The 12,061-nt window shown below is 46.0% G+C and carries 10 protein-coding genes; 2 read left to right on the plus strand and 8 right to left on the minus strand.

What is annotated here, in order from left to right:
- The 8 genes from AOA56_RS14490 to AOA56_RS14530 form a co-directional block, all read right to left on the minus strand.
- The coding region (locus AOA56_RS14490) for a reverse transcriptase domain-containing protein (RefSeq protein ID WP_242843469.1) at window positions 1-601 on the minus strand (601 nt) is incomplete at its 3' end.
- A 597-nt stretch (window positions 602-1,198) separates the two neighbouring features.
- Window positions 1,199-1,864, minus strand: coding sequence for an LbetaH domain-containing protein (locus tag AOA56_RS14495; RefSeq protein WP_053769966.1), 666 nt, complete (start codon window positions 1,862-1,864; stop codon window positions 1,199-1,201).
- A 17-nt stretch (window positions 1,865-1,881) separates the two neighbouring features.
- Window positions 1,882-3,894 (minus strand): DNA topoisomerase, encoded by a 2,013-nt coding sequence (locus tag AOA56_RS14500; protein WP_053769967.1) that lies wholly within the window; start codon window positions 3,892-3,894, stop codon window positions 1,882-1,884.
- Window positions 3,895-3,912: 18 nt separating this feature from the next.
- Window positions 3,913-6,018 (minus strand): polyphosphate kinase 1, encoded by a 2,106-nt coding sequence (ppk1, locus tag AOA56_RS14505; RefSeq protein WP_053769968.1) that lies wholly within the window; start codon window positions 6,016-6,018, stop codon window positions 3,913-3,915.
- Window positions 6,019-6,271: 253 nt separating this feature from the next.
- On the minus strand, window positions 6,272-7,360 hold the full coding sequence (asd, locus tag AOA56_RS14510) for an aspartate-semialdehyde dehydrogenase (RefSeq protein WP_024732368.1): 1,089 nt from the start codon (window positions 7,358-7,360) through the stop codon (window positions 6,272-6,274).
- A gap of 11 nt (window positions 7,361-7,371) precedes the next feature.
- A complete protein-coding gene (gene argH, locus AOA56_RS14515) occupies window positions 7,372-8,751 on the minus strand; it encodes an argininosuccinate lyase (protein ID WP_048621638.1) in 1,380 nt (459 codons plus the stop codon).
- A 209-nt stretch (window positions 8,752-8,960) separates the two neighbouring features.
- The gene (locus AOA56_RS14520; RefSeq protein WP_053769969.1) at window positions 8,961-9,422 is read right to left on the minus strand and encodes a GNAT family N-acetyltransferase; all 462 of its coding nucleotides are present in this window, start codon (window positions 9,420-9,422) and stop codon (window positions 8,961-8,963) included.
- A gap of 312 nt (window positions 9,423-9,734) precedes the next feature.
- Complete coding sequence (locus tag AOA56_RS14530) at window positions 9,735-10,364, minus strand: epoxyqueuosine reductase QueH (protein WP_048621635.1); 630 nt, start codon at window positions 10,362-10,364, stop codon at window positions 9,735-9,737.
- Between the two features lie 98 nt (window positions 10,365-10,462).
- Here AOA56_RS14530 and AOA56_RS14535 point away from each other — a divergent pair, with 98 nt between their 5' ends.
- Both AOA56_RS14535 and AOA56_RS14540 read left to right on the plus strand, forming a co-directional pair.
- A complete protein-coding gene (locus tag AOA56_RS14535) occupies window positions 10,463-11,251 on the plus strand; it encodes an ABC transporter ATP-binding protein (protein ID WP_024732365.1) in 789 nt (262 codons plus the stop codon).
- Window positions 11,232-12,041: an ABC transporter permease gene (locus tag AOA56_RS14540; protein WP_024732364.1), complete on the plus strand. Its 810-nt coding sequence runs from the start codon at window positions 11,232-11,234 to the stop codon at window positions 12,039-12,041. Before AOA56_RS14535 ends, AOA56_RS14540 begins: the two co-directional genes overlap by 20 nt.
- Window positions 12,042-12,061: the final 20 nt, after the last annotated feature.

Raw genomic sequence — 12,061 nt, forward strand, 5'->3', positions numbered from 1 at the left:
GAGCTCCACATAATCCTCCTTGCGGTGTTCCCACAATAGAATCCTCGTATTCATCATCAATCATGATTCCGCTAACAAGGTATTTTCTGACGATAGAGATTACATCTCCATCCTTAATGGTTCTACCTATGATAGTCATAAGCTTGTCTTGATTTACTGTGTCAAAGAACTTTTCCAAGTCGATGTCTACAATCCAATCATTTCCGTCATTCATCATATCTAATGCCGTTAGGATTGCTTGCTGTGCACATCTGTTTGGTCTAAATCCATAACTATGGTCATGGAATTGTTCCTCATAGATTGGTGTTAATACCTGTGCTATAGCTTGTTGTATAAATCTGTCCGTTACTGTTGGTACTCCCAGGTTTCTGACACCACCATCCGGCTTGGGAATCTCCACTCTCCGTACTGGCTGAGGTTTATATTTTCTTGACCTCAACTGTTCCTTGATGTTTTCGCCGTTCTTTTCAAGATGTTCTTTCAGTTCTGTGTACTTCATTCCGTCCACTCCCTCTGCACCTTTGTTTCGTACGACTTGCAGATATGCTCTGTTGAGGTTATCGCTAGATAGTATCTGCTCCATTAGACTACTTGTGTCCATGCGTTCTTTCCTTTCCGTCTCGCTTGATTTGACCACCCTTTTCCCGATTGGTTACGGCAGATGTTGTCATCTCTGCAATACGAGCCATACTCATACTTATTGATTGTTCGCCCCTTTGCTCCATTTCCATTACAGAAACTTCTTCACTACTATGGGCTCTGCTGACTTCTCACAGTTCGTTGTTACTAGGCTAATGGAACCTCTGTGAGACCTCCACGCTTAAGGTGCACGCTCTTTCTCTCCATATATCCGCCACATTTACTCTGCTGTTACAAAAGTGATAGTTATCAGACTTCGTTGCTTTTAGCCAACTTATCTCTCACAGCCTAGCCTTATATGTGATTTCTGTCCGTCGGACCAGAGATTTGCTTACAGCTTCCTTCAGATTCCACCTCACGATGAACACCCTTGCTGTTCGGCTATACACTTCCCACTATCTGGGCGTGTTCGGGACTTGCACCCGTTAGAGCGCGCCCATGGCGCGCAAACTAAAAAGGGGCTTACAACCTGCAAGCCCCTTTTCCGAAAACCGCCTCTGTTCCGGCAATCGGTATTCCTTATTTTTTCAGCTTTGCTGATTTGCAGCGTCCCATGCAATTACTGCTTCTCTACAACTTCCCCCTGTTTTTTGTAGATGCTTCCTGCCCCTACATAGCCGCGCACCATGGAAAGAGGATAAATATTAGTGTCTCTTCCTACAACGGTTCCCGGATTCAGAACACTTCCACAGCCCACTTCCACATAGTCTCCGAGCATGGCACCGAATTTTTTCAGTCCGGTTTCCATCTTTCCTTCTGGTGTATTTACCGTGGCAAGCGTCTTATCTGATTTCACATTGGACGTAATCGATCCCGCTCCCATATGGGACTTATATCCAAGAATCGAGTCCCCCACATAATTGTAATGGGGTACCTGAACCTTGTTAAACAAAATGACGTTTTTCAATTCTGTAGAGTTGCCCACTACAGCGCCCTCTCCTACCAGGGCATTCCCTCTGATAAAAGCACAGTGCCGGATTTCCGCATCTTTTCCAATGATAGTCGGTCCGTTGATACATGCCGTCGACGCCACTTTGGCAGATCTGGCAATCCAAATATTTTCTCCTGCCTTTTCATACTCGTCCTCTGGCAGAGTGTTTCCCAGATTCACGATAAACTCCCCGATCTTCGGCAGGACCTCCCAAGGGTAGGTAATCCCTTCAAAGATTGCGCCTGCAATCGTCTCATTGAGATCAAAAAGCTCCGTTACTGTCAGTTCTTTCATACTGCTCCTCCTTTTCCTTATGACTTTTTAGATGTTTGATATGTTGTTTTATAATAAGGGGACACCTTATCGTAGCAGGCCTTCAGTTGGTACTGATTGTTCAGTCCGATAACACCGTTTGTCCTGCCGGCGATAAACTGTTCCAGTTTTTGCATGTACTCTTCCGAAGTAATCTCCCCGTTTGCCACTAACGTAAGCCCCTTCTCCCAGCTCGCCGTCAGCTCCGGGTTTAACAGAGAGCGGATCGAATGATTCACCGCATCATAGATCAGCTCCCCCATCAAAGTCGGGGTGATTACCTGAGTCTTTTTATTCAATGTCAGATACTTGATGTGAATCAGTTTTTTCAAAATCTCTGCCCGCGTGGCGCTGGTCCCGATCCCACTTCCCTTAATCTGTGCCCGGAGTTCCTCGTCCTCGATGAGCTGTCCGGCATTTTCCATGGCAAGAATCATGGATCCGGAGTTATACCGCTTTGGCGGCGACGTCTCCCCCTCCCGAATCTCAAAGTCCTCCGCCAAAACCAAATCGCCCTTTTTCAGCTTCTGAAGCCGATCAAAAAGCTCAGAGTCGGGAACGCTCTCCTCTTCTTCGTCTGTTTTTCCCTTTTTCGTACCGGGAATCCCTGTTACCTTGTAAAAACCTTCCTCCGCCAGAATCTTAAAATTGGAGAAGAAATGTTCTCTTCCCACTTCCAACTCAAGCATCATTTTCTGGTAAACCGCCGGCGGATAAAAAATGGAAAGAAACCGCCGCACAATCAGGTCGTACACCTGCCTTGCTGTACCGGATACTGCCTGCAGGGCTAAAAGTCCCTGTCCCGTAGGAATGATGGCGTAGTGATCTGTGATCTGACTGTCATTGACATAGCGGGTTTTTTCCAGCCCCTTGTGGGTCCTCTCTTTAGCAATGTAACCAAGAAGCGCCGCCGTAGGCTCATATTTGGAAAGTCCGTTTAAATTTTTATGGATCTCCTTTGCCACGGCTGTGGAAAGCACCCTTGCGTCAGTACGAGGATAAGTAACCAGTTTCTTTTCGTACAGATCCTGAACAATCCGCAAGGTCTCATCCGGACTGATCTTAAATCTCCTGGAGCACTCATTTTGCAGCTCCGCCAGATTAAAAAGCAGAGGCGGATTTTTCTTTTCTTTCTTTTTCTCAACAGAAACAAGCTTTGCTGTCCCACCACTTCCTTTGAGATCATTCACCAGCTCCTGTGCCGCTTCCCTCGTTTTGAATCCATTTTCCCGGTAGAGCTTTGGCGAGAATTCATAGCGTGACCCCTTCACTGCCTTCCATTCACCCTCAAACCTTGTCTGGTCCGCGGCAAACTTTCCGATCACCCGGTAAAATGGCGTTTTTACAAACTCCCGGATTTCCCGTTCCCGTCTGACTACCATTCCAAGAACGCAGGTCATCACCCGTCCCGCCGACAGCACCACATAATTTTTATGCAGAAATCCAGCGATGGTGTTTCCATATTTCAGTGTCAGAATACGGGAAAAATTAATTCCCATCAGATAATCTTCCTTGGCTCGCAGATAAGCGGAATCGGAAAGATGGTCATACGCCGAGAGATCCTTGGCCTCCCGGATTCCTCTTAAGATCTCCTCCTCCGTCTGAGAGTCGATCCAGACCCGCTTCCTCTTCTTACCTTTTACATGAGCCATCTGTTCGACCAGACGGTAAATATACTCTCCTTCCCGTCCGGAATCAGTACACACATAGATGGTATCCACATCTTTCCGATTCAAAAGTCCGCTTACGATATCAAACTGTTTCTTCACATTGGGAATGACCTCATAGAGAAACGTCTCCGGCAGAAAAGGCAGCGTACTTAGACTCCACTTCTTATATTTCGGATCATAGACCTCCGGATAACTCATCGTCACCAGATGACCCACACACCAGGTCACAACGCTCTCGTCGGATTCCAGCCATCCCTCTCGTCGCTTCATGTTCTGTTTTAATGCTTTTGCAAATTCCTGCGCCACACTCGGCTTCTCTGCTATGTAGAGCGATTTCCCCATTGCCTTGTTCTCCTTCTTTTATCTGCGAAAGATGCCAAAGAGGACCTCCCGAATCGAGCGTTTCGCCGGCTTTTTAACCGCCGCGGCCTGAACTGCCTCCTGCATAAACACCTCCTGGGCGTCCACAAACGGCTCCCCCTGCCCCATTTTTAAATACGTTCCGGCAGCATCCAGAACCCTTGCTTTTACATTATCCTCCAGCATCACCTGTAACATGTGGTTCAGTCTTGCCCGGAGGTCCTCATCATAGACCGGGCATACCACCTCCACACGCTTTTCTGTATTTCTCGTCATCATATCGGCTGAACCGATATACAACTTCTGGGCGCTTCCCCTTCCGAATGAAAAAATTCTCGGATGCTCCAGAAACCGTCCCACAATACTTGTCACACGCACGTGATCCGTATACCCTTCCACACCAGGACGGATACAACAGATGCCGCGTACAAGCAAATCTACCTCCACACCCGCACGGCTGGCCCTTGAAATCTGTTCAATAAAATCTACATCCGTAACGGAATTCATTTTCATAATGATCCGCCCGTTTTCCCCTTTCCTGGTCTCCTCCTCAATCAGTTCCAGCACCTTTTTCTTGAGTGAATACGGAGAGACAAGCAAATGACGGTAACTACCGCCAAGATTTCCCATGCACATGTTCTGGAAAAATGTGGCCCCATCCTGTCCGATTTCCCGATCCGCCGTCATCAAACAAACGTCGGTATACATGGCAGCCGTTTTTTCATTGTAATTTCCCGTCCCAATCTGGGTAATATACTGATACCCGTTTCTGGTCTTACAGGTAATCAGGCATATCTTCGAGTGAACCTTGTAGTTTTCGAATCCATAAATCACCCGGCATCCGGCATCCTCCAGACGCTCCGACCAGTCAATATTATTTTGCTCGTCAAACCGGGCGCGAAGTTCGATCAGAACCGTGACTTCCTTGCCGTTTTCCGCAGCCGCACACAGATATTCTACAAGTCTTGCTTTCTTTGACAAACGATAAATCGTAATTTTGATCGTCACCACGGAAGGATCCGTACTCGCTTCTTTTAAGAGCTTTAAAAACGGCTCCATAGACTCATATGGGTAGGAAAGAAGAATGTCTTTCTTTCGGATCTGGCGGATCATCGATGTCTCTTCATCCACCATAGCGGACTTCTGCGGTACAAACGGCTCATATACCAGCGTCCGTCTCATGTGCTCCGGTACTTTCTCCGCCACAGAGAAAATGTACGATAACTTCATAGGCATCTTTGTACGGAAAATCTGCTTTGGCGTGATGCAAAACCGATCGCAAAAATAACGCTCCATATTTTCTGTCAGGGGATTCGCCGTCTCCAGACGCACCACTGCCATCTTCCTCCGTTTACTCAGCGTCTTTTTCATCAGGTTACGGAAATCCTCATTGATATCAAGAACTTCGTCGTCCGGTGAGACGTCCCCGTTTCTCGTCACACAGATATAATTTTTGTCTGACACTTCATATTTATCAAAAATGATTTCCAGATATTCCATTAGAATCTTCTCCATCCGGATATAACGGATATCATGTCCCGGAAGAAGAAGGATTTCGGAGAGGTAGGTCGGAACCGGGACCAGTCCGAAGAGCTTTTGATTGCCCCGTTTCAGACTCGCAATGACATAGATTTCCTTGTTCAGGAGATGGGGAAACGGATGATTCCGGTCCACAATCTGTGGCGAGAGCACCGGAAGAATCTGTTCTTTGAAGTATTTTTTAACATATTTTTTCTCTGGATCCTGAAGCTCCTTGAAAGAAAGACCACAGATACCGTATGGACTGAGCCGTTTTTTAATCTCCGAGTAGGTCTTATCCCGCTCCTTATAAAGAGGCTCCACCGCCTCGTAAATCCGTTCTAGCTGCTCTTTTGGCGTCATTTTGGAGCGTCTGTCCAATTCCATCTCTTTCAAGGACGCCATGTCGTACAGACTGCCGACCCGAATCATAAAAAACTCATCCAGGTTGCTCGTAAAAATCGCCACAAATTTCATCCGCTCCAACAGGGGCACATCCGGATCTTGTGCCTCCTCCAGTACCCGCTGATTAAATTTCAGCCATGAAAGCTCTCGGTTCTGTGTATACTTGAGAAGTTCCCCGTCCATTTGTGATTCCTCCATTTTCCTTTTCTCCATTTGATCTGTAGTAACAGTTCAGCCATGCACAAAGTCACAAAAATCTGAGTTCACCCTTGTTTGAAAACGAAAATTTATTGTATACTTTGTATATGGCGTTCTGACTGAACTGTTAAGATCTGTAAGCCTGTTGTCCCTACTATTTTACATGGTTCTGTCCAAACGTGCAATCAGGGACGGGTAAAATTTCCCATCCCTGACGTAAATCCTCTTTCTGAGGCCACTATTCTTTTGACTGGATATAATTCTTCGCGACAAGTGTCTCGGCACAGAGAATCGCTCCTCCGGCCGCCCCTCTTACAGTATTATGGGAAAGACCTACAAATTTGAAATCATAAAGACTGTCCTCTCTAAGGCGTCCTACGGAAATTCCCATGCCGTTTTCATAGTCCACATCTAATGTTACCTGAGGACGGTTATCTTCCTCCAAGTACTGAATGAACTGCTTTGGTGCGCTCGGAAGAGAAAGCTCTTGCGGAAGTCCCCGGTAATCTCTCAACTTTTCAATGAGCTGTTCTTTCTTCGGCTTTTTCTTAAAGTTGACAAAAACAGCCGCCGTATGTCCGTCCAGTACCGGGACACGGATACACTGTGTCGTAATCACCGGTGAAGATGCTTTCTCAATCTTTCCGTCACACACCTTACCCCAGATCCGAAGCGGCTCCTGCTCACTCTTCTCCTCCTCGCCGCCGATATAAGGGATAATATTTTCCACCATCTCCGGCCAGTCCTGAAACGTCTTGCCTGCTCCGGAGATCGCCTGATACGTCGTCGCCACAACTTCTGTCGGCTCGAACTCCATCCACGCCGTCAGGACCGGTGCATAACTCTGGATCGAACAATTCGGCTTGACTGCTACAAAACCACGGGTCGTATGAAGTCTCTTCTTCTGCGCTTCAATCACTTCAAAATGCTCCGGATTGACTTCCGGAATCACCATCGGTACGTCCGGTGTCCAGCGGTGAGCACTATTATTTGAAACAACTGGCGTCTCCGTCTTTGCATAGGCATCCTCAATCAAACGGATCTCCTCTTTCGTCATATCAACCGCACTGAATACAAAGTCCACGGTGGAAGCCACTTCTTCTACTTCGTTGACATTATGTATAATCAGCTTTTTCACACCTTCCGGCATCGGTTTTTTCATTTTCCAGCGATCCCCTACCGCCTCCTCGTATGTCTTTCCGGCGGATCGCGGCGATGCTGCCACTGTCACGACCTCAAACCATGGATGATCTTCCAGCAGAGAAATAAATCTCTGTCCCACCATCCCGGTCGCTCCTAAAATTCCAACACGCAATTTCTTTTCCATGCTCTGTCCTCCTACTCACATCCCAGTTCCTTTTTGTATATCGCGATTGCCTCCAGCATGGCGCCTTTTCCCGGCGCTCCTTTCGTCAGACGCTTTTCCACACAGGTCTTCATGCTGATTGCTTCATAAATATCCTCTTCAAACACCGGACTGATCGCCTGATATTCGTCCAGTGTCAGATCATCCAGGGCACATTCTTTCTCAATACAGGTCAATACCAGACGGCCGACAATTCCATGTGCGTCCCGGAACGGTACGCCATGATTCACCAGATAATCTGCCGCATCCGTCGCATTCGTAAAACCGCGCTTTGCGCTTCGCTCCATCACGGATATTTGAAACTTCATCGTCCCCAGCATCCCTGTAAAAAGCGGCAGACACGCATTGACAGTATCCATAGCGTCAAATGCCATCTCCTTGTCCTCCTGCATGTCTTTATTATACGCCAACGGAATTCCTTTCATCGTTGTCAGCATGGACATCAGCGCCCCGTAGACACGCCCGGTCTTTCCTCTGACAAGCTCCGCAATATCCGGATTTTTCTTCTGCGGCATAATACTGCTGCCAGTACTGTACGCATCGTCAATCTCCACAAACTGGTATTCATTGGAATTCCAGATGATAATTTCCTCCGAAAACCGGCTTAAATGCATCATAATCGTGGAAAGTGCGGACAGATATTCAATCACATAATCCCGGTCGGATACAGAATCCATACTGTTGAGCGTTGCTCCTGAAAATCCAAGAAGCTCCGCCGTATAGTCTCGATCCAACGGGTATGTCGTCCCAGCAAGTGCGCCGCTTCCAAGTGGGCACACATTCATTCTTTCATAGATATCAGCCAGACGGCTTCGATCTCTTCGGAACATCTCATAGTACGCACCCATGTGATGTGCCAGTGTGATCGGCTGTGCTTTCTGAAGATGAGTGAATCCTGGCATGATCGTATCCAGGTTTTCCTCCATAATATGCAGAATCACTTTTAGAAGATCCGTCAAAAGCCCCTCCGTCTTCTGGACCTCCTCTCTGACATAAAGCTTCATATCCAGTGCAACCTGGTCGTTTCGACTGCGTCCTGTGTGCAGCTTCTTCCCCGCATCCCCGATTCTGTCAATGAGATTTGCCTCCACAAAGCTGTGTATATCCTCATATTCCTTCGTAATCGGCAAGGAGCCATCCTCCACATCCGCCAGAATTCCAGAAAGTCCCTGGAGAATCCGGTCCCGCTCCTCCTCCGTCAATATCTTTTGCTTGGCGAGCATCTTTACATGCGCCATACTTCCTTCTATATCCTGTCTGTACAGACGCCTGTCAAATCCGATGGAGGCATTAAAATCATATACCATCTGATCGGTCTTTTTTGTGAAGCGTCCTCCCCATAACTGTGCCATCTGTCTTCCCCGTTTCTTTTTGATTTTAATGAATTAAACTATTAAAACATAATTTACCAAATTTTATTCTGTTTGTAAAGCAGTATTTCTGTCTCTTTTTAAAAAACCAGATGGACCTGATTAAATTCCTAACTTTATTATATCAGTCGGATCATCATTGCTTTATGCGATATTCATTGAATAAATTCCCCAAATCAACAACTTAAAAGCTATCGCACCCTTTCTATCTTTTGAATACTAAACCCTACTTTCTCATACAAACTTATCGCCTTTTTATTACACGCTGCAACATGTAAAACTATATCCTCATATCCATTTTGTTTTATGTGATGCATCGCCCAAATCAATAACTCTTTTCCTATTCCTTTTCCCTGAAATGACTGTCTTACAATTAAGTCATCTATTTCATTCCTGTAACATGAGACAGCTCCAATAATCTCACTATTTTCAACATACAAAAAAGTGTTTTCCCCTTTCTCTCTCATTTGAGAAAAATCCGAATAAAAATTTACTGGCTCTATTTTTAAATTTTTTCTCATTTTATAAAAACATTCATTATATATCTGCATATAATCTTTCCAATAATCTTTATGAAATAAAACACATTCGATATTTATCTCCTCGACAGGAGCTTTATTACATATCATTTCATAGGCAATAATTTTTTGCATCACAACCTCCAATCAGAACCTTATGTCCCTGTAGGTGCAGCACCGAACGTATCCGCCCGTAACACTCTATACTTTGCCATTTTTGATTCCCCTTCAGTATGTTTCTCAGTTCATCAAATGTATTTTGAAGCGTTGCAACCCTGCCGTTTGCAACGTCCTCTTTCTTTTCTCGGTACAGCTTGGAAATTTTGGCGTAATAGTTTCGTAAATCCGTAGATGGACGAATACTTTCCTGTAATGACTTAATCATAGCACCTTCTTTGATATAGTCACATCATATTATAATTTACATATGTCATAAATATCTGAGTTTTATATTCTATCTTTTTTAGAAAACACACAGCCACAGTAATCCTGCCGGTAAAGTCCGTATTCTTTGGAAAGCTCTATGGAGCGCTTGTATCCGTTCTTCTTTTTAAAGTCCGAAAACAGATAGGAAACTCCGTACGTTTCCTGCATACTGCCTCCAATCTCATTGAGCTTCTGGGCGTTTTTCATCGGACTGATGGAAAGCGTCGTTGTAAAATAATCCATTCCTCTCTTCTTTGCCTCTGCTGCCGTGCGTTCCAGCCGCATGGCATAACAGTGAAAACACCGTTCTCCTCCTTCCGGCAGGTGCTCCATTCCCTTTGCCATCTCAAAAAATGTATGGGCGTCGTACTCACCCTCTAAAACGGAAACTGGGTATTTCAGCTTTTCATTCATCCGTTCAATGAGACGGCGCTGCTCTTCGGCACGCTTCCGGTATTCTTCCTTATCCGTAATATTCGGGTTAAAATAAAAGACAGTAATCCGGAAAAAATCCGCCAGATACTCCATCACATAACTGCTGCACGGACCACAGCAGCTATGAAGCAAAAGTGTCGGAACCCGCTCCTCTCTCCGGATCGCTTCCAGTGTTTTCTCCAGTTCTTTTTGATAATTGATTTTCTGCTGTCTCATTCGTTCTCCTTCTTCGCCTAAAATCTACTAATAGTTATAATTCACATCTTTTTCTCTGTCAACATACATTATGGTATACATGGAAGGAGGTCAGCAACATGGACACAATACTGAATATCCACCAGATCAGCCATTCCTATCATACCCTGAAAGGAGAAACTCCTGCTCTATGTGATATTTCTTTTTCGGTAAATCAAGGAGAATTCCTCGCCATCGTCGGTCCCTCCGGCTGTGGCAAGTCCACCCTTTTGTCTCTGATTTCCGGCCTCTTAAAACCGGAACAAGGAGAAATTCTTCTTCATGAAAAACCTGTAGAAGAACAGAAGGACAAAATTGGATATATGCTACAGCGCGACGAGCTGCTTGAATGGCGGAACATCTATCGGAATGTGCTGATTGGTCCTGAAATACAGCGGTCTCTCACTCCTGAGGTCCGCAAAAGAGCCCACGAACTCCTGGACGCCTATGGTCTTGGTCAATTTAAGGATTCCCGCCCGTCTGAATTATCCGGGGGAATGCGCCAAAGGGCTGCTCTTGTCCGCACCCTGATTTTAAATCCGGAAGTACTCCTGCTTGACGAACCATTCTCTGCCTTGGATTATCAGACCAGGCTAAATGTCAGCGACGATATTGGCCAGATTATCCGCCGGGAAGGAAAAACCGCCATTTTAGTGACCCATGACCTATCCGAGGCCATCAGTCTCGCAGATCGTATTCTCGTTCTCTCCGGGCGCCCCGCACACTTGAAAAAGACAGTCTATCTGCATTTTGCATATCCAGACGGTACAAAGGATACCCCGTTGCTCCGGAGAAACGCTCCGGAATTCAAAACCTATTTCAATCTGATCTGGAAGGAGCTGAACCAACATGAACATCAAATATCCTGATCTTTCCACTTCCCAGTCCGCCTACCTTGTAACAATCAGGAGGGAACATCAGCTTATTCTGTTTCTGCGGGCCGCTGTCCTTATTCTCTTTCTCGTTCTCTGGGAGTGGACTGCAAACACTGGAATCATTGACTCTTTCATTTTCAGCAGTCCTTCTAAAATCGGCACCTGTTTCTTGACGATGGCGAAAGACGGAACCATCTTTCCTCACATGTCCGCCACGCTGTATGAAACCATCCTAAGCTTTCTTCTGGTGACCGGAATCAGTATTCTGGCCGCCGTTTTTCTCTGGTTCTCCAGGAATCTCTCAGCGGTGCTGGAGCCTTACCTTGTTGTTTTGAACAGTCTCCCAAAATCCGCACTGGCGCCGCTGCTCATTGTTTGGCTGGGCGCCAACCGCACAACCATCATTGTAGCCGGAATGTCTGTGGCGATCTTTGGCAGTATTATGACGCTCTACACCTGTTTTATCGGCACCGATAAAAACAAAATCAAACTGATCTATACCCTTCACGGCACCTCTGTTCATGTCCTCACAAAAGTGGTACTGCCTTCCGCCGTTCCTACAATCATCAGTACCATGAAAGTCAACATTGGTCTCTGCCTTGTAGGTGTTATCATCGGGGAATTTCTGGCCGCCAGGGAAGGGCTCGGCTATCTGATCATCTACTCCAGCCAGGTGTTTAAGATGGATTGGCTTTTGATGTCCATCGTATTGCTTTGTATCATGGCAATGGCGTTGTACGCAGTGATCGGAGTAGTGGAGAAAGTATATCAGAAACACTTTTGAGGTATGTGAAACGATTTTGA

Origin of the sequence: Sellimonas intestinalis (assembly GCF_001280875.1) — a bacterium.
Classification (GTDB): domain Bacteria; phylum Bacillota; class Clostridia; order Lachnospirales; family Lachnospiraceae; genus Sellimonas; species Sellimonas intestinalis.